This window comes from Pseudomonas sp. HLS-6 TE3448 (assembly GCF_053629555.1).
On the sequence record NZ_JBRJIO010000001.1, the window covers coordinates 570001 to 587224 of the forward strand.

At 58.1% G+C, this 17224-nt stretch carries 18 protein-coding genes (1 of these 18 cut by a window edge); 6 read left to right on the forward strand and 12 right to left on the reverse strand.

Annotation, left to right across the window (positions count from 1 at the left end):
• The 9 genes from msrQ to mrcB all read right to left on the reverse strand — a co-directional run.
• Nucleotides 1–288, reverse strand: the start of a protein-coding gene (gene msrQ / locus AB7M23_RS02700; protein WP_099775794.1) for a protein-methionine-sulfoxide reductase heme-binding subunit MsrQ. It extends 333 nt beyond the left edge of the window; only the first 288 of its 621 coding nucleotides appear in the window; it begins with the start codon at nucleotides 286–288; the stop codon falls past the left edge of the window.
• Complete coding sequence (msrP, locus tag AB7M23_RS02705) at nucleotides 288–1301, reverse strand: protein-methionine-sulfoxide reductase catalytic subunit MsrP (RefSeq protein ID WP_454240169.1); 1014 nt, start codon at nucleotides 1299–1301, stop codon at nucleotides 288–290. Before msrP ends, msrQ begins: the two co-directional genes overlap by 1 nt.
• Before the next feature lie 63 nt (nucleotides 1302–1364).
• Nucleotides 1365–2222 (reverse strand): CDP-diacylglycerol--serine O-phosphatidyltransferase, encoded by an 858-nt coding sequence (gene pssA / locus AB7M23_RS02710; RefSeq protein ID WP_065758297.1) that lies wholly within the window; start codon nucleotides 2220–2222, stop codon nucleotides 1365–1367.
• Nucleotides 2223–2365: 143 nt separating this feature from the next.
• Entirely contained in the window at nucleotides 2366–3382 is a 1017-nt protein-coding gene (gene ilvC, locus AB7M23_RS02715) for a ketol-acid reductoisomerase (protein ID WP_065758296.1), read from the reverse strand.
• A 49-nt stretch (nucleotides 3383–3431) separates the two neighbouring features.
• Complete coding sequence (gene ilvN / locus AB7M23_RS02720; protein ID WP_042125802.1) at nucleotides 3432–3923, reverse strand: acetolactate synthase small subunit; 492 nt, start codon at nucleotides 3921–3923, stop codon at nucleotides 3432–3434.
• Between the two features lie 2 nt (nucleotides 3924–3925).
• Nucleotides 3926–5650 (reverse strand): acetolactate synthase 3 large subunit, encoded by a 1725-nt coding sequence (locus AB7M23_RS02725; RefSeq protein ID WP_065758302.1) that lies wholly within the window; start codon nucleotides 5648–5650, stop codon nucleotides 3926–3928.
• A 422-nt stretch (nucleotides 5651–6072) separates the two neighbouring features.
• Nucleotides 6073–6402, reverse strand: a complete 330-nt coding sequence (locus tag AB7M23_RS02730) for a YqcC family protein (RefSeq protein WP_102053646.1) — start codon at nucleotides 6400–6402, stop codon at nucleotides 6073–6075.
• Nucleotides 6402–7142 (reverse strand): tetratricopeptide repeat protein, encoded by a 741-nt coding sequence (locus AB7M23_RS02735; protein ID WP_065758294.1) that lies wholly within the window; start codon nucleotides 7140–7142, stop codon nucleotides 6402–6404. Before AB7M23_RS02735 ends, AB7M23_RS02730 begins: the two co-directional genes overlap by 1 nt.
• Before the next feature lie 22 nt (nucleotides 7143–7164).
• Nucleotides 7165–9486 (reverse strand): penicillin-binding protein 1B, encoded by a 2322-nt coding sequence (gene mrcB / locus AB7M23_RS02740; protein WP_065758293.1) that lies wholly within the window; start codon nucleotides 9484–9486, stop codon nucleotides 7165–7167.
• A gap of 117 nt (nucleotides 9487–9603) precedes the next feature.
• Between mrcB and AB7M23_RS02745 the strand changes: the two genes are divergently transcribed.
• From AB7M23_RS02745 to AB7M23_RS02755, 3 genes are all read left to right on the forward strand, one after another.
• Nucleotides 9604–11166 (forward strand): bifunctional aminoglycoside phosphotransferase/ATP-binding protein, encoded by a 1563-nt coding sequence (locus AB7M23_RS02745; RefSeq protein ID WP_102053647.1) that lies wholly within the window; start codon nucleotides 9604–9606, stop codon nucleotides 11164–11166.
• 102 nt (nucleotides 11167–11268) lie between these two features.
• On the forward strand, nucleotides 11269–11613 hold the full coding sequence (locus AB7M23_RS02750; protein ID WP_065758291.1) for a pentapeptide repeat-containing protein: 345 nt from the start codon (nucleotides 11269–11271) through the stop codon (nucleotides 11611–11613).
• A 163-nt stretch (nucleotides 11614–11776) separates the two neighbouring features.
• Nucleotides 11777–12049: a TfoX/Sxy family protein gene (locus tag AB7M23_RS02755; RefSeq protein WP_065758290.1), complete on the forward strand. Its 273-nt coding sequence runs from the start codon at nucleotides 11777–11779 to the stop codon at nucleotides 12047–12049.
• A gap of 175 nt (nucleotides 12050–12224) precedes the next feature.
• Here the strand turns inward: AB7M23_RS02755 and AB7M23_RS02760 are convergent, their stop codons facing one another.
• On the reverse strand, nucleotides 12225–13121 hold the full coding sequence (locus AB7M23_RS02760) for a ChaN family lipoprotein (protein ID WP_454240170.1): 897 nt from the start codon (nucleotides 13119–13121) through the stop codon (nucleotides 12225–12227).
• Between the two features lie 152 nt (nucleotides 13122–13273).
• Between AB7M23_RS02760 and AB7M23_RS02765 the strand changes: the two genes are divergently transcribed.
• Nucleotides 13274–13591 carry a Rieske (2Fe-2S) protein gene (locus tag AB7M23_RS02765; protein ID WP_454240171.1) on the forward strand — a complete coding sequence of 106 codons (318 nt, stop codon included), beginning with the start codon at nucleotides 13274–13276 and terminating at the stop codon, nucleotides 13589–13591.
• Here the strand turns inward: AB7M23_RS02765 and sfsA are convergent.
• Both sfsA and AB7M23_RS02775 read right to left on the reverse strand, forming a co-directional pair.
• On the reverse strand, nucleotides 13581–14294 hold the full coding sequence (gene sfsA / locus AB7M23_RS02770; RefSeq protein WP_454240172.1) for a DNA/RNA nuclease SfsA: 714 nt from the start codon (nucleotides 14292–14294) through the stop codon (nucleotides 13581–13583). The genes AB7M23_RS02765 and sfsA overlap by 11 nt on opposite strands.
• Complete coding sequence (locus AB7M23_RS02775) at nucleotides 14294–15466, reverse strand: pyridoxal phosphate-dependent aminotransferase (RefSeq protein ID WP_454240173.1); 1173 nt, start codon at nucleotides 15464–15466, stop codon at nucleotides 14294–14296. The genes sfsA and AB7M23_RS02775 overlap by 1 nt, the downstream gene beginning before the upstream one ends.
• 199 nt (nucleotides 15467–15665) lie before the next feature.
• Between AB7M23_RS02775 and dksA the strand changes: the two genes are divergently transcribed.
• Both dksA and gluQRS read left to right on the forward strand, forming a co-directional pair.
• Nucleotides 15666–16112: an RNA polymerase-binding protein DksA gene (dksA, locus tag AB7M23_RS02780; RefSeq protein WP_065758286.1), complete on the forward strand. Its 447-nt coding sequence runs from the start codon at nucleotides 15666–15668 to the stop codon at nucleotides 16110–16112.
• Between the two features lie 77 nt (nucleotides 16113–16189).
• On the forward strand, nucleotides 16190–17077 hold the full coding sequence (gene gluQRS, locus AB7M23_RS02785; protein ID WP_454240174.1) for a tRNA glutamyl-Q(34) synthetase GluQRS: 888 nt from the start codon (nucleotides 16190–16192) through the stop codon (nucleotides 17075–17077).
• Nucleotides 17078–17224: the final 147 nt, after the last annotated feature.

Here is a 17224-nt window from a genome sequence, read left to right on the forward strand (position 1 = left end):
GCCGAGAATAAAGAACAGGTAACCGCTCAAGTGCAACACGACATAGGCAAAGCACCACAAGCCCAACTGGCGCCTCACCACAATCCAGCCAGACCAGCCGCTCAGGCGCTGCAATGGCGTCATGCACAAGGTAATGAGCAAAAAGATCAACGCCCCCAACCCCAGCCGATCAACCAACACCTTGCCCGGGTCTGGCCCCAATGCAAACGCCCACGCCTGATAGAGCCAAAACAAAGGCCAAAAACTGGCGAGAACAAAAATACCAAGGCGAAACCATGGGTAGCGCATCAGTAGTTCTTCCTCAGATCAAGACCACTATAAAGAGAAGCGACTTCCTCTGCGTACCCATTGAACATCTGCGTGTCGCGCACATTCGGACTGAACAGCCCACTCGGCAACCGACGCTCACGCGCCTGCGTCCAGCGTGGATGATCAACCTGAGGGTTCACATTGGCATAAAAGCCGTACTCATCCGGCGCAATACTTTGCCACGTGGTTTTCGGCTGCTGCTCAACGAGACTGATGCGCACGATCGACTTAATGCTCTTGAAGCCATACTTCCACGGAACCACCAACCTGAGAGGCGCACCATTCTGATTAGGCAGCTCCCGCCCATACATACCAACAGCCAGTATGGCCAACGGATTCATGGCCTCATCCAGACGCAACCCTTCTACATAAGGCCAGTCAATCAAGGCAAAGCCTGAGCGTTGGCCAGGCATGCTTTTCGGATCCTGCAGCGTTTCGAAGCGGATGTAACGCGCTTTGGATGTTGGCTCCACCTGCTTGAGCAGAGCGGACAACGGGAACCCCAACCAGGGGATCACCATCGACCAAGCCTCTACACAGCGCAGCCGATAGATGCGCTCCTCCAACTGATAGGGCTTGATGAAGTCTTCCAACGCATAGCGACCGGGCTTTCCGACCTCGCCATCGACTACTACCGTCCAAGGCGCCGTTTTCAGCACAGCCGCGTTTTGCGCCGGGTCTCCTTTATCAGGGCCGAACTCATAGAAGTTGTTGTAGTGGGTTGCATCTTTGAATGGCGTAATGGCCTCGCCTGGCGCCGTCACCGCCTGCCATTGAGTTCCACCAAGTTTCTCGCTGAACCAACCGGGCGCGGAACCGGCATCGACATCCGGATAACGCGAAACATCGGCGGCACTGGCCAAACGCGGCAGGGCTGAAACAGCCAACGCAGCCAAGGACCCGCCCAACAGATGGCGACGAGAGACATAGATAGATTCGGGGGTGACCTCTGACGCTTTGCAGTCAGAGGCCTTGGACATCTTGATCAGCATGATGACTCCGTAGAACGGGTGGACTGATGCACCAGTAGACTACGGAGTCTCGCAGAAATTACATCACTCGGTGCCTTTACGCCGACGCATGCGCAACAGGTACTGGATAGGGCCCGAAGCGGCATAAGCAAGGAAAATCAGCAACAGAATACGTGGCGGATCACTGAAGACCACAGCAAACACAAGCACTACGGCGAGAATCGCCACGAAAGGTACACGCCCCTTCAGGTCGAGTTCCTTGAAGCTGTTGTACTTGATGTTACTGACCATCAGCATGCCGGCGGCAGCAACCAACAGCGCCACCAGGAACGACAGTTTGGAACCCTGGATACCGTAGTCACTGAATGCCCAGACAGTACCGGCTACCACACCCGCCGCAGCCGGGCTGGCCAAACCGATAAAGTAGCGTTTGTCCGCCTTGCCAACCTGGGTATTGAAACGCGCCAGACGCAACGCGGCACCAGCCACATAAATGAAGGCCACCATCCAGCCGACTTTACCCATGTCGCCCAGCGCCCAGCCGAACGCCAGCAATGCCGGGGCCACACCGAAAGCGACCATGTCGGACAGGGAATCGTACTCGGCACCAAAGGCGCTTTGAGTGTTGGTCATGCGCGCAACACGACCATCAAGGCCATCGAGCACCATGGCAACAAAAATGGCGATGGCGGCGAAGGCAAAATACTTGCTCGCTTCGCGAGGATCACCAGCACTCAGCGCGCTTTGTGCGCTCATCGAGCTGATGATGGAATAGAAACCGGCAAACAGGTTGGCGGTAGTAAAGAGATTGGGCAGCAGATAGATACCACGATGCCGCACCTTGCGTCCTTCGGCATCATGCCCTTCTTCAACATGCTCATCGATCGGTAGCAGGCTTTCGGCGTCGGAGGCCTTACTGGGCTCTTCTGGACGTTCGCTCATGGACATTACCTTGCAACGGTTTGGAAAGTTTCGGCTGTTGTTTGCAGCGAGAGATCGTGCACACAGTGAGCTTTATACCAGAAGCTGACCCTCTAAACGAAAAAACGCGGCCGAAGCCGCGTTCTTATCGCATCAAGGCAAGATTAGTTCTTGGCTTTGTCTACGATTTTGTTCGCCGCGATCCAAGGCATCATCGAGCGCAGTTGCTCACCGATGACTTCGATACCGTGGGCAGCGTTGTTACGACGACGAGCAGTCATCGATGGGTAGCCAGTGGCACCCTCGCTGATGAACATCTTCGCGTACTCGCCGTCCTGGATGCGCTTCAGAGCGTTGCGCATGGCCTGACGGGACTCAGCGTTGATAACCTCTGGGCCAGTTACGTACTCGCCGTACTCAGCGTTGTTGGAGATCGAGTAGTTCATGTTGGCGATACCGCCTTCGTACATGAGGTCAACGATCAGCTTCAGCTCGTGCAGGCACTCGAAGTAGGCCATTTCTGGCGCGTAGCCAGCTTCAACCAGTGTTTCGAAACCGGCTTTGACCAGCTCAACAGTACCGCCACACAGAACAGCCTGCTCACCGAACAGGTCGGTTTCAGTCTCGTCCTTGAAGGTCGTTTCGATGATGCCGGTACGGCCACCGCCAACGCCTGCGGCGTAGGACAGGGCAACGTTCTTGGCGTTACCGGAAGCGTCCTGGTAGATCGCGATCAGGTCAGGGATACCGCCGCCCTTGACGAACTCGGAACGTACAGTGTGGCCTGGTGCTTTAGGGGCGATCATGATCACGTCCAGGTCAGCACGTGGCACAACCTGGTTGTAGTGAATCGCGAAACCGTGGGAGAACGCCAGGGTAGCGCCCTTCTTCAGGTTAGGCTCGACTTCGCTCTTGTACAGCTGAGACTGGAACTCGTCTGGGGTCAGGATCATGACCAGGTCAGCAGCGGCAACAGCGCTGGCCACGTCAGTGACTTTCAGACCGTGCGCTTCAGCCTTGGCAACAGTAGCCGAGCCTTTACGCAGACCAACGGTAACATCCACACCCGAATCTTTCAGGTTGCACGCTTGGGCGTGACCCTGAGAGCCGTAACCGATGATGGCAACTTTTTTGCCCTGGATGATCGAAAGGTCGCAGTCTTTGTCGTAATAAACTTTCATGAAACACCCCTTATCTCGGCCTTTCGAGGCCATTCGCTAATTTTTTGAGTTAGATGCTAAGAACTTTGTCGCCACGGGCAATGCCGGTGACGCCACTGCGTACGGTTTCGAGAATGGACGCGGTACCGATAGCCTGAATGAAACTGTCCAGTTTGTCGCTGGTACCGGTCAGTTGCACGGTATAGACACTGGCACTGACATCGACGATCTGCCCACGATAGATATCGGTGGTGCGCTTGATCTCGGCACGCTGTGCGCCCGTGGCCTTGACCTTGACCAGCATCAGTTCACGCTCGATATGCGCGCTTTCTGAAAGGTCGACCAACTTGACCACTTCAACCAGCTTGTTCAGGTTCTTGGTGATCTGCTCGATCACTTCATCATGGCCGACTGTTGTCAGCGTCAGACGCGACAAGGTCGGGTCTTCAGTCGGAGCAACCGTCAGGCTTTCGATGTTGTAGTTACGCTGGGAGAACAGGCCAACCACGCGCGACAAGGCACCAGGTTCGTTTTCCAACAGCAGGGAAATAATGTGCCGCATGATTAGGTACGCTCCGTCTTGCTCAGCCACATATCGCGCATCGAGCCATCCTTGATTTGCATCGGATAGACGTGCTCGCTGTTGTCGACCTGGATATCGATGAACACCAACCGGTCTTTCATGGCAAAGGCTTCCTCGAGCTTGGGCTTGAGGTCCTTCAGGCTGGTGATGCGGATACCCACATGGCCATAGGCTTCGGCCAACTTGACGAAATCAGGCAGCGATTCCATGTAGGAGTGCGAGTGACGGCTGTTGTAGGCCATGTCCTGCCACTGGCGGACCATGCCCAATACACCGTTGTTCAGGTTGACGATCTTCACCGGCAGGTCGTACTGCAGGCAGGTCGACAACTCCTGAATGTTCATCTGGATACTGCCCTCACCGGTGACACAGGCAACATCCTGGTCAGGGAAGTTCAGCTTGACACCCATGGCGGCAGGGAAGCCAAAGCCCATGGTGCCCAGGCCACCGGAGTTGATCCAGCGGTTTGGCTTGTTGAAGCGGTAGTACTGCGCCGCGAACATCTGGTGCTGGCCGACATCGGAGGTAACGAAGGCATCGCCTTTGGTCACTTCGCAGAGTGTCTCGATAACGGTCTGTGGCTTGATGACACTGCCATCACCCTTGTCGTAAGGGAACATGCCACGGTCGCCACGCCACTCTTCGATCTGCTTCCACCAGGCATCCATTGCCGCCTTTTCAGGCTTCTCACCGATTTCCTTGAGGATCGCGACCATCTCGGTCAGAACGCTTTCGACAGGCCCGACAATAGGCACATCGGCCTTGATCATTTTGGAGATCGACGCAGGGTCGATGTCGATATGGATGATCTTGGCGTTCGGGCAGAACTTCGCCGGGCCGTTGACTACCCGATCATCGAAACGCGCGCCAACAGCAAGGATCACGTCGGCATGGTGCATCGTCAGGTTGGCGGTGTAACTGCCGTGCATGCCCAGCATGCCGAGGAATTGACGGTCAGTACCCGGATAGCAACCCAGGCCCATCAGGGTATTGGTGACCGGCAGGTTCAGCATCTGCGCCATTTCAGTCAGGGCTGCGGAGCCACCGCCGAGGATGACACCACCCCCAGCGTACACAACCGGACGCTTAGCCGAGAGCAGCATTTCTGCGGCTTTGCGGATCTGGCCCGAGTGCCCACGAACAGCGGGGCTGTACGAGCGCAGCTTGACCTTCTTCGGATAGACGTACTCGAACTTTTCAGCCGGGTTGGTCATGTCCTTCGGAATGTCGACGACAACCGGGCCTGGACGGCCGGACTGCGCGAGGTAGAAGGCCTTTTTCAGAACTTCAGGGATTTCCGATGCGTGCTTGATCATGAAGCTGTGCTTCACGATCGGCCGGGAAATACCGATCATGTCGGTTTCCTGGAAAGCATCCGTACCGACCATGGTGCTAGGCACCTGACCGGAAAGGATGACCATCGGAATGGAGTCCATGTAAGCGGTGGCAATACCGGTAATGGCATTGGTCGCCCCAGGACCGGAGGTCACCAGAACTACACCAGCCTTGCCGGTAGCACGGGCGTAACCATCCGCCATATGGGTTGCAGCCTGCTCATGACGGACCAGAATGTGACTCACTTCCGGTTCTTTGAACAGAGCATCGTAAACATGAAGAAGAGCACCGCCCGGGTACCCATAGATGTGCTTAACGCCTTCGTCACGCAAAAAGCGGACGACCATTTCAGCGCCAGATAAAAGCTCCACGTTGTTCACCTCTAAAACGCCAGAATACCGTCCGATGGGAACGGGTCTTAATAGGTTTACTGCCAAGCAGAGCATGAGCGACGAAATCGCCGACTACGTCAGCACTGACTGAGCAAGTATTGGGAGCGCCCCAGAGTGTTGCGGGGTTTTCCCACCCAGCGCGAGGTAACGCGTTGCGGGGTGTAACAGGTCGGCGCGGGTGTGCGCCTCATGATCTGCTTAGCGGGTCTGCTTCTGGCAGTCCCTCTACAGCGGACTTTGGATTGTTCTGATTCGAACTGCTCAAGTCAAGTGATCTTCGCGGTTAATTCACCATAAGCCACTCTTGAGCAAGCAGAAAAACGTTTGCCTGAGCATGTGAAGCATCAGGCAACGAGCGTGCGGGGCAGACGAAGCTGCCCCGGAAGGAGAAACTCAGGAACTCAGCGAGATGAGCGAATCAGTTCGTCAAACTCGGACAACAGTCGACGCAGCTGCGTACTTTCCTGCACCCGATCCACATAAACCATCTCGGCCATCTCGAGAATACCGGAGGCGTTAGGCAGCGGTAGGTCGTTCTCAAGAATAATCTTCATACGCTGGAGGAAGATCCACTGCAGCCACTGCTCAAAAGACAGCGTATCGACCGCAAAGGGTTCAACACTGGCCAGCGCCTCGGCACTCGGCGCCCTCTCCTCCCACCATCCAAGCAAGCGCAGCTCCTGCTCGATCAGCAACAGATGGTCGGCGATTGACGGAACCCGCTTGTCCATTACGAGCTCACCCGCGCTTTCTGACGGGCCAGCGCAGCGCCAGCGGCGTCACCTTGCTTCTCCCGTGACTGGGCGATGATGTCCCACAGCCCGGCCTGCAAATCGGGTCGACCATTGGCATAGGTCAGCGCCCGTCGAGCCAGTTGCTCGGATTGGGCAGCATCCCCTTGGGCCAGGCGCACCTGGGCCAAACGGTAGAGCACTTGCGGCTCACGCGGTGCAATGCGCTGGGCACGCTCCAAGCTGGACGAGGCACCGTTGTAATCACCACTGCCTTGTTGTTGCTGCGCAGTGGTCAGCAACGCCAGCACCGGACCATCCAGTTGTTCATCCGCGGACAAGCCACCCGCATTGCCGCGAGGGATGCCTGTTGGCGCACTTGGCATGCTGTAGCCGCCAGAGCTGATTGATGCGGTCGTCATCGGCTCCGATGTCACCGGGCCTGGCGTAATCGGCCCCGGTGTAATTGGTGCTGCGCTGGTCGACGCCGGGAACGTCTGGATCGGCGCCGCACCAGCCCCCTGCGGCACCATGACGGTTACGGCATCGTTCTGAGGTATTGCTTGAGCCTGACGCGCACCGCTGGCGGCAGCGTTATAGCCACCGCGGCTGGCCGTTACTCGCTCACTGTTAGAAACACGCGTGCCTGACTCGACAACAGGGATCGAACCACGTTGCACGCTGGCACAGCCATTGAGTAGCGCCAGTGCCGTCAAGGCAGGAAACCACCACTTATTCACTTCACACCCTCTTCGCTAGTGCTCAATTCATCCAACCCTTGACCCAGTCCATTACCGATTCGGCTGGCGCGGATTCACCACCACAGGCAGGACCGGGGGGCGGTTCGCTGCCGCGAATATACGGCATCTGGACCGCGCCCGGGCAGCTTGCATCTGACCCTTGCCCGGAATGGGCATCAACCCAGGCCAGCACCACATTGTCTGGCTGCGGCATATCCAGAGGAAGCGGGTCAGCCTTGCGCATGAAACTCGTCCAAACCTGCAATGCGCCGGTGGCACCCGTGAACGGCGTCTTGCCATTGTCGTCACGACCCAACCAGACGACTGCCAGCAGGTCCTGACTGAAACCTGCGAACCAACTGTCTCGCGAGTCGTTACTGGTACCGGTCTTGCCGGCCAAGGTCAGAGAGCTTGGCAAGACACTGTAAACCGAACGTCCGGTGCCTTCACGCATGACCCGCTGCATGGCGTTCTGCACCAGATAGATGGAGCCTGGATCAAAACGCTGCTGGATCTGGAACGGGTAGCGCTTGAGCGGCTCACCCTCAGCCGTCAGTACGCTGCGAATGCCGCGCATCGGCGTATTGAAACCACCATTGGCCAGGGTCTGGTACATGGTAGCCACCTGCATCGGCGACATACCGCCCGCCCCCAGCAACATCGACGGGAACGCTGGCCAATCGACTTCGACACCCAAACGGCCAATGGTTTTCAACACATTGGGTACACCCACTTCCAGACCAAGTTTGGCCGTGGAAAGGTTGTAAGAGTTCGCCAGCCCTTGGTAGAGGTAGATGGTGCCATGGGATCGCCGATCGTAGTTCTGCGGCTTCCATACCTGGCCGTCAGCACCTTTGACCGAAAAGGGCTCATCCTGGACCCAGCTCGTGAGCGTGTACTGGCTGGGTTTTTCCAACGCGGTCAGGTAGACAGCCGGCTTGACCAGAGAGCCAATCGGCCGAACAGCATCCACAGCACGGTTGAAACCGGCAAAACCGGGCTGGCGACTGCCTATCAGCGCCTGGACCTCACCGGTTTCCGGATTGGTCACCACCATGGCTGCCTCGACTTCATCCGCCCCCTTGCGCCCGGCAAGGCGTTTGAAGGTGTCAGTGACCGATGCCTCCGCCTTCATCTGCAGAATCGGATCGAAGCTGGTAAAGATCCGCAGGCCTTCTTCGGTCAAGTCTTCGTCACGATAGTCCTGACGCAGTTGGCGTTTGACCAGGTCAAGGAAGCCCGGGAAGGAACTGTCGGCCAAGCTGCCACGCTTGGTAACGCCCAACGGCATTTTCTTCGCAGCCTCGACGGCCTCCGGGGTTGCAACGCCCTGCTCGGCCAACAAGTCGAGCACCAGGTTACGCCGCACCGTTGCCCGCTCGGGGTAGCGCCGCGGGTTGTAGTAGGAAGGCCCCTTGACCATGCCCACCAACAACGCGACCTGATGCAGCTTGAGCTCTGACAACGGCTGACTGAAGAAAAACTGGCTGGCAAGACCAAAGCCATGCACCGCGCGCTGACCATCCTGGCCAATGAACACCTCGTTGAGGTAGGCCTCGAGGATCTCGCGCTTGTCGTAATGCAGCTCAAGCAACATCGCCATCAGGGCTTCCGTCAGCTTGCGACTGAGGCTGCGCTCATTGGTCAGGTAGAAGTTCTTGACCAACTGCTGGGTCAGGGTACTGCCACCCTGACGCATGGCGCCGGATGAGGTGTTGACCCAGATGGCCCGTGCAATCGACTTGGGCGAAACACCAAAGTGCGAATAGAAGTCGCGGTCTTCCACGGCAACCAGGGTTTCAAGCAGGTACGGGGGCACCTGATCGAGCTTTATCAGGATGCGGTCTTCAAGGTTCTTCGGATACAAACCGCCGATCAGCAGCGGCTCCAGGCGAACCACGGCCAGTTTCGAGCCATTGGCTCCACTCAACCCGGCAACGTAATCGCCCGAGAAACGTACTTGAACCGCCTGGGCCTGCTCCAGCCCCTCATAGAACTGGAAACCACGGGTGTTGATATCGACCGTATTACCACTGACAGCAGCGGCACCAGGCCCATTGGCGACGCTCTCGCGCCGATAGCCCAAGGCATCAAGCTCGATAAGGAAGTCGTCCTTGCTGAGTTTCTGGCCGACGAACAGCTCCAGCGGCCGGGCATATACCTTGGCCGGGATCGTCCAGCGCTTGCCAGAGAATTTCTCCTGGACTACCGCATCGAAATAAATCGCAAAGCCCGCGAGCACGACGAGACCGACAAGGCTGAGCTTCAAAGCCCAGCCCAGCAGGGCGCGCGCACGGCCAGAGGGACGTTTTTTGGGGGTACGGGAAGATTGGGTACGAGTCATGGCCGCGGATTATACGCACTTTATTGTTCGTCGACAGGCGCCCTCCGGCGGTTTGCACGGGGGCCGCTTGTCGCCATAATGGGCGCTTAGACTCTTCACGACTCCAAAGGATCGCCCGTGAGCCAAGCCTTGATTGCAGCCCTGCAAAACCCAGCCCTGTACCCTCATCCGGTGAGCGGTTTCCAGGTTATTGAGACACACATTTCCTGGGTTCTGCTCACTGGCGAATTCGCCTACAAAATCAAGAAGCCGATGAACTTCGGCTTCCTCGACTTTACCGAGCTGGCCCAGCGCAAGCACTTCTGCAATGAAGAGCTGCGTTTGAACCAGCGCCTGACCCAGGGGCTGTACCTTGACGTACTGCCAATTACTGGCAGCGCCGAAGCCCCACAATTGGGCGGCACAGGCGAGCCGATCGAGTACGCCCTGAAGATGCGTCAGTTCCCGCAGAGCCAGATGCTTAACACGCTGCAGGCCAATGGCGAACTGACGGCAGAGCATATCGACCAGATGGCCCACCAGATTGCGCAGTTCCACCTGAGCGCACCGCGCGTGGCCGTGGATCACCCGCTGGGCAGCCCGGAAAGCGTGATGGCCCCGGTTGAGCAGAACTTTGAGCAGATACGCCCCTTCCTGAGCGAAAAGGCTGACCTGCAACAACTCGATGCCTTGCAAGCCTGGGCACACAGCAGCTTCAAGCGCCTTGAAGGCTTGCTTGAAGCCCGAAAAGCCCAAGGCTTCATCCGTGAGTGCCACGGTGACATCCACCTGGGTAACGCCACCCTGATCGACGGCAAGGTGGTGATCTTCGACTGCATCGAATTCAACGAGCCGTTCCGCCTGACCGATGTCTATGCCGACGCCGCGTTCCTGGCGATGGACCTGGAAGACCGTGGCCTCAAGTCGCTGTCCCGCCGTTTCATCAGCCAGTACCTGGAACTGACCGGCGACTATGAAGGCCTTGAGCTGTTGAACTTCTACAAGGCCTACCGTGCACTGGTGCGTGCCAAGGTTGCCCTGTTCAGCATGCCGGCCAATGCCGACGGCGTGCAGCGTGCCACAACCCTGCGCCAGTACCGCAACTACGCAACCCTGGCAGAGAGCTACAGCGCTATTCCTTCGCGCTTCCTGGCGATTACCCACGGTGTGTCGGCCGTTGGCAAAAGCCATGTCGCCATGCGTTTGGTCGAGGCACTTGGCGCTATCCGCCTGCGCTCGGATGTAGAGCGCAAGCGCCTGTTCGGCGAGCAAACGCCCGAAAATGCAGGCAACTTGCAAGCTGGCATCTACAACCAGGACTCCAGCCAGGCGACCTACGCACGCCTGCATACACTGGCAGGCATTGTCCTGCGTGCAGGCTTTCCGGCTGTCATCGATGCCACCTACCTCAAGCACGCACAACGTCAAACCGCCGCGGGCATTGCGGGTGAAACGGGCGTACCGTTCCTGATACTCGACTGCAATGCACCTGATGCGGTCATCGCAAGCTGGCTCAAGCAGCGTCAGGCCGACCAGAATGACCCGTCCGACGCCACGCTTGAGGTGATAGCCGCACAGAAGGCCAATCGCGACCCATTGAGCGCCGAAGAACTGCTGCACAGCAAGCGCGTAGAAACCAACGAAAGCGGCAGTCTCGACGAGCTGGTCAAGCAGATTCGGCAAAAACTGCCTGGCTTGTAAGCAACACCCGGACGTGAAGCAGTCGACACTTCTCGGCAGTGGGTTCGCGCCTCCCAAGTGATGGCACTATAGTGTCATCACAATCACATAAGGAGGCCTACCATGAACCAGCCCCGGCAAATCGACTCTGCGCTGTATGCCTTGGTGCGTAACGAAGAGGTAGCGGCTTTCAATCAGGAAAGGCCGAAAGACGCCAGCATCGATTTTAGTCATGGCGACTTTCGCGGTCTGGACCTGCGCGAATTGGACACCACAGGCATAGATTTCACTGGTGCCTACTTCCGGGCGGCCGACCTGCGTGGCCTGGATCTGCGAAACTGCTCCATGGAAGGCGCCAGCCTGGCCCATGCCCAGATTTCCGGCGTGTACTTTTCACCAGACCTGAGTGCTGACGAAATTCTCATGTCAGTTAATTTCGGAACGCGTCTGCGCTACCGCACACGTTAACAGACTGCAACCCTAGGGCCCGCCGACTCACACTTGACGGGCCATAGGGCGCCGCCCGCCCCCCATAAGCGCCAAAATGCCGCTTATTTTCCAACTGCCGCTACACTCCCCTTGGTATGCCTGCGATTCCCCTCGACCCGTTCAGCCGTCGCAAGGAGGCTTGATGAACGACGAACTCCAGCATCTGAAGAATCTTGGCAAGACTTCTGCGCAGTGGTTGCATGCAGTCGGCATTCACAGCGCCTCTGACTTGCGTCGCATGGGCGCGGTCAATGCGTATCAAGCCGTGCGTACTCGTGGCTTCAGGGCATCGAAGGTACTGCTCTATGCCATCGAAGGCGCCTTGCTCGACATGCACTGGAATGACATTCCAGTCGAGCGTAAGGAAGCCCTGAACCAGCAACTCGACGCAAGAGCGCCGCGGAAAAACAACTGAGAGCCGATACAGTAGTTGACACGCAAATGATAATTGTTATTATTGGAGCCACTGGCCGCAAGGCTGGTTGGATAAGCTGAAAAGCCTCGGTTCGGGCTCTCAAATTATCTCCTCATCAGGCTAATCACGGTTATTGACCCGGCACATTTTGCCGGGTCTTTTTTTGCCTGCTCACTCAGTGTTTCTTGCGCAAACTCGCGCAGTAGTCCTGAGCCGGCAACGCTGCAGTAAACCAGACATAATCCGCCATGCCCGGCTCAACCACCTCGCCTACCTGGGCCAGCATCAGCACCTGCGGTGCGTCTTGCACGCCAAGGTCAGCCACGTGCTGCGGCACACCGATATCTTTGCGCACGTGATAGCCGCCCGCGAACAAAAGGCTTGGCGTCGGCGCCGCAAGCAAGCGCTCGGCTATTCGTCGGTCACGCTGCTGCTGCACCGCAAGCATCGCTGGCAATTGCGAGTCTGGCAGCAAGCCACAATGGGAGTCGCGTACCTGCTCAAGTAGCGCCTGACGAACAGCCGTTGATGTCGAACGGTTTCCAGACAACACCGGCGGCTGTCGATAGATCCGCCCTACTTCATCATCGTCAAGATTGGCGGCCAGCAGTACATACGGTTGTCTCAGGGCCTCCTCTACGATCGGCCCATACAGGGTCCAATCCCAACCTTTTTGCCAGCGCAACGCCCCGGGGACATCAGCAGGTAATGATGCTTGCTGGCGCACTACCTCGACCCGCGCCTGCTGCACAGGCTGAAGCATCTCCAGTAGCAGGCTACCTTGGGGGCGGTATTGGCCGAGAGCCTTTAACAACCACAACTGCAGCGCATGATGGTCAGGATTATCGTGTTGCTCTCCCACCAGCACACGGGACGCACCCGCCAAGCGAGCGACCAGTTGCTCAGGGCTCAGTACTCGACCACTGGCCAGCTCACGTATCTGCCCCAGCTCAGCATGCCCCAGCCCCTCAGGGCTCTGCCAAGCCGGCAATGGCGGTAGCACAACGCGGGTCTGGCAGCCTGACAGGCACAGAAGCAGTGCGAGTACGGCATAACACAGCAGTCGGGGCATCAGCAGTTCTCCTCTCGAGCCAGCATCAGCAGGTGACTGCTGGCCAGCGGCGTCGGCTTTCCTACGGTCAATCTGCACTGTATAAAACGTGCCTCGGGGTTGAACGCTCGTGTCAGTCGAGCCAAGCACATCATTTTGAGTAAGCCATACGCATGCACTTCCTTTGCCCGTCCTCCGACCTTCGTGAAGGCCACAGTCGCGGCTTTAGCCTCGGCAACACCCACCTGTTCGCCGTTCGCCGTCAGGGTAAGGTCTACCTCTATCGCAACCGCTGCCCCCATCGAGGCATTCCATTGAACTGGCAGGCTGACACGTTTCTCGACAGCAGTGCCCAATTGATCGCCTGCGTGCATCACGGCGCACAGTTTCTGATCGAGTCAGGCGAGTGCGTGGCAGGCCCTTGCGAAGGCGACGCCCTGGAAGCCCTCAACTGCCACGAAGACACCGGGGGCATCTGGCTCACGGATTGATCAGTACTGGCAAGCGACGATCGACTTCAATCTGCTCACCCTCCAGACGCACTCCGTATGCCAGCACTTCCACACCATCCGCAACGGCCTCACGCAGTGCTGCCGCATAAGCAGGGTCGATTTCCTCGGCCGGACGAACCGCATCAACACCACTGAGGTTCACGCAATATAGCTGTACGGCGCGCACACCTTGACGAGCCAATGCGGCGAGCTCACGCAAGTGCTTGGTGCCCCGTTGAGTCACCGAGTCGGGAAACGCTGCAGTAGTCGAATCAGAAAAACCCAATGTCACGCTTTTGACTTCGACATAAGCCGGGCCGTCAGGAAACTCCAGGCGAAAATCCACTCGACTGTTTTCTTCACCGTAAGGCACTTCGCGCCTGAGCGCGCTAAACCCGGCAAGCTCCTTGATCCGCCCAGCATAAAGCGCCTCTTCGACCAGCGCATTGGCGCGCCCCGTATTCACGCACGCCAGCCGCCCCTGAGGCGTTTCGCTGATTTCCCACGTGCCAGGGAGCTTGCGCTTGGGGTCATTGGAGCGGCTGAACCAGACCTTGCCACCCTCGATCATGCAATTGAGCATTGAGCCGGTGTTGGGGCAGTGGATCGTCAGTTGCTCACCACTGGCCAGTTCTATATCCGCCAGGAAGCGTTTGTAGCGACGCAGCAAGCGCGCTTCCTCAAGTGCCGGTGAAAAGCGCATCAGCCTTGCCAGCTCCGCAGACCACGCTCAATTCGCTCTACAGCCTCCTGCAAGCGCGGCATGCTCTGGGTGTAGGCAAAACGCACATGGTGCCCGGCCTGATAGCGCCCGAAATCCAGCCCCGGGGTAAACGCGACATGCTCGGTTTCCAGGAAATGACGACAGAAAGCGAACGCATCGCCGCCAAACCTGCTGATATCGGCGTAGAGGTAGAAAGCGCCCTGAGGCTCGACTGCGATGCCAAACCCCAGCTCACGCAGGGCTGGAAGAAGAAAATCACGTCGCCGACCAAATTCCTCTCGACGCTCTTCCAAAATAGCCAGCGTTGCCGGCTCAAAGCAGGCCAATGCAGCATGCTGAGCCATGCTCGGCGCACTGATGTACAGGTTCTGGGCGAGCTTTTCCAGATCAGCCACGGCTGCAGGAGGAGCGACCAGCCACCCCAGACGCCATCCGGTCATGCCGAAATATTTAGAGAAACTATTCAGGACGAAGGCCTGGTCTTCGACTTCAAGCACGCTCGGCGCGTCCATGCCGTAGGTCAGGCCATGGTAAATTTCGTCTACCACCAGATGCCCGTGACGCTCCCGAACTGCCTGCGCGAGGCTGGCCAGTTGCTCACGGTCGAGCACCGTACCTGTTGGGTTTGCCGGTGAAGCAACCAATGCACCAACGCTGTCCTGGTCCCAGTAACGCGCTACCAGATCAGCGTTCAACTGGTAGTTGACCTCAGGGCCGACCGGCACCAACTGTGCAGCCCCTTCTACCAGGCGCAGGAAATGCCGATTGCATGGATAACCCGGATCGGCCAGCAACCAGTGCTTACCAGGGTCGACCAGCAAGCTGCTGGCCAGAAGCAGTGCGCCAGAGCCTCCCGGGGTAATCAGGATACGCTGAGGATCAATGCTCAACCCGTAGCGCGTGGCATAGAAACCCGCGATCGCCTCGCGCAATGCCGGGAGGCCACGCGCGGCGGTGTAACGGGTTTCCCCATTGGCGAGCGCCGCCTGCCCCGCCTTGATGATCGGCGCCGCCGTGGTGAAGTCCGGCTCGCCGATTTCCAGATGAATGACGTCATGGCCTGCAGCTTGCAGTTCGTTGGCTCGCGCCAGCAAAGCCATCACATGAAAGGGTTCGATGGCGCGACTACGCGCACTGTAGGGCTGAGCCATTAGCCTTCTCTCAAATGGGGTGTAAACTAAAGATTCTACCCAAGAGCCGGAACCAGCGGGTGGTAAAACCTGCAATCACGGGGAGTAGCATCCCCTGATTCTATCTGGTAAGTTCGGCGGCTCGCAGTCGCAGGGCCGGCGGGCGCCGGAGATGGAGCAGCCTGCGCAATGGATTAGAAGAGTGAGAGGCGGTCAATTCATGCCCACCAACGAAAAGCAACAAAGTAGTCAACTTGTTCGCGGCTTCGAACCCTATAGAGAAACCCAGGGCGAGGAGTACATGGGCAAGCCCATGCGTGCTCACTTCACCGAGCTGCTGAATAAATGGAAGCAGGAGCTCATGGTCAGCGTCGATCAGACCGTGGACCACATGAAAGACGAAGCGGCCAACTTCCCTGACCCGGCCGATCGCGCCAGTCAGGAAGAGGAGTTCGCCCTGGAGCTGCGCAATCGCGACCGCGAGCGCAAGTTGATCAAAAAGATCGACAAGACGCTGCAGCTGATCCAGGACGAAGAATACGGCTGGTGCGAGAACTGCGGCATCGAGATTGGCGTACGCCGCCTGGAAGCCCGCCCTACCGCCGACCTGTGCATCGACTGCAAGACACTGGCGGAAATCAAGGAAAAGCAGGTCGGCAAAGCCTGACCTGAAAAAATGGGGCGCTTATAGCGCCCCATTTCAATTATGGTTGTACGACTTTTCCTGATTACCCGCGCGTTACCATGAACAACCCCAGCTATGTCGGGCGCTTCGCCCCCACCCCCAGCGGTTTTCTTCATTTCGGCTCACTGGTAGCCGCCCTGGCCTCCTACCTGGATGCCCGTGCGGTTGGCGGTCGTTGGCTGCTGCGCATGGAAGACATCGACCCTCCCCGTGAAGCGCCTGGCGCACAGGCAGCTATCCTGCGCACCCTGGAATCATATGGTCTGGAGTGGGATGGCGAGGTGGTTTATCAAAGCCAGCGCCATGATGCCTACGCCGAAACGATCCAACGCCTGTTTCAGCAAGGCCTGGCCTATGCCTGCACCTGCTCGCGCAAACAGCTGGAGCCTTATCATGGAATCTACCCAGGCCTGTGCCGGAACCTTGGCCATGATCAGCACGATGCGGCCATCCGTGTACGCGTGCCAGAGCTTGCCTATCACTTCATTGATCGGGTGCAAGGCCGTTTTGAACAACACCTGGGCCGCGAGTCAGGCGACTTCATTATCCGCCGTCGAGATGGGCTGTATGCCTATCAACTGGCCGTGGTGCTAGACGACGCCTGGCAGGGCGTTACCGACATTGTGCGAGGCGCCGACCTGCTCGACTCAACACCACGCCAACTGTATCTTCAGGAGTTACTGGGGTTACGCCAGCCGCGCTACCTGCATGTACCGCTGATTGTGCAACCCGATGGTCATAAGCTGGGCAAATCCTATCGCTCCGCCCCGCTGCCAGCAGACCAGGCCACCCCGCTACTGCTACGTGCACTGCGTGCCTTGGGGCAACCGACCGATCCGGCTCAGGCGTACGCCACCCCGCAAGAGGTGCTGACACATGCTTGCCGGCACTGGAACGTCGACGCAATCCCCAAAAGCATGACCCTGGCCGAGGCAACGCTGCGCTGAAGCCTTGCCGAACGCAAGAAAGCCCAATAGATTCAATTCCTTGGGGCAGAATGCGAAGTCCATTTGCAGCCTTGTCGCCATCCGCTACCATCGCCACCGCCGATTTGCGCCAATAATAACTTCAGGCACGCAGCGGTTTAACCAGTG

Excerpts from the sequence above, each read along its gene's own strand:
- msrP (WP_454240169.1), bottom strand. The coding sequence starts at position 1,301 with ATGCTGATCAAGATGTCCAAGGCCTCTGACTGCAAAGCGTCAGAGGTC.
- pssA (WP_065758297.1), bottom strand. The coding sequence starts at position 2,222 with ATGAGCGAACGTCCAGAAGAGCCCAGTAAGGCCTCCGACGCCGAAAGC.
- ilvC (WP_065758296.1), bottom strand. The coding sequence starts at position 3,382 with ATGAAAGTTTATTACGACAAAGACTGCGACCTTTCGATCATCCAGGGC.
- ilvN (WP_042125802.1), bottom strand. The coding sequence starts at position 3,923 with ATGCGGCACATTATTTCCCTGCTGTTGGAAAACGAACCTGGTGCCTTG.
- AB7M23_RS02730 (WP_102053646.1), bottom strand. The coding sequence starts at position 6,402 with ATGGACAAGCGGGTTCCGTCAATCGCCGACCATCTGTTGCTGATCGAG.
- mrcB (WP_065758293.1), bottom strand. The coding sequence starts at position 9,486 with ATGACTCGTACCCAATCTTCCCGTACCCCCAAAAAACGTCCCTCTGGC.
- AB7M23_RS02750 (WP_065758291.1), top strand. The coding sequence starts at position 11,269 with ATGAACCAGCCCCGGCAAATCGACTCTGCGCTGTATGCCTTGGTGCGT.
- AB7M23_RS02755 (WP_065758290.1), top strand. The coding sequence starts at position 11,777 with ATGAACGACGAACTCCAGCATCTGAAGAATCTTGGCAAGACTTCTGCG.
- AB7M23_RS02760 (WP_454240170.1), bottom strand. The coding sequence starts at position 13,121 with ATGCCCCGACTGCTGTGTTATGCCGTACTCGCACTGCTTCTGTGCCTG.
- AB7M23_RS02765 (WP_454240171.1), top strand. The coding sequence starts at position 13,274 with ATGCACTTCCTTTGCCCGTCCTCCGACCTTCGTGAAGGCCACAGTCGC.
- sfsA (WP_454240172.1), bottom strand. The coding sequence starts at position 14,294 with ATGCGCTTTTCACCGGCACTTGAGGAAGCGCGCTTGCTGCGTCGCTAC.
- AB7M23_RS02775 (WP_454240173.1), bottom strand. The coding sequence starts at position 15,466 with ATGGCTCAGCCCTACAGTGCGCGTAGTCGCGCCATCGAACCCTTTCAT.
- dksA (WP_065758286.1), top strand. The coding sequence starts at position 15,666 with ATGCCCACCAACGAAAAGCAACAAAGTAGTCAACTTGTTCGCGGCTTC.
- gluQRS (WP_454240174.1), top strand. The coding sequence starts at position 16,190 with ATGAACAACCCCAGCTATGTCGGGCGCTTCGCCCCCACCCCCAGCGGT.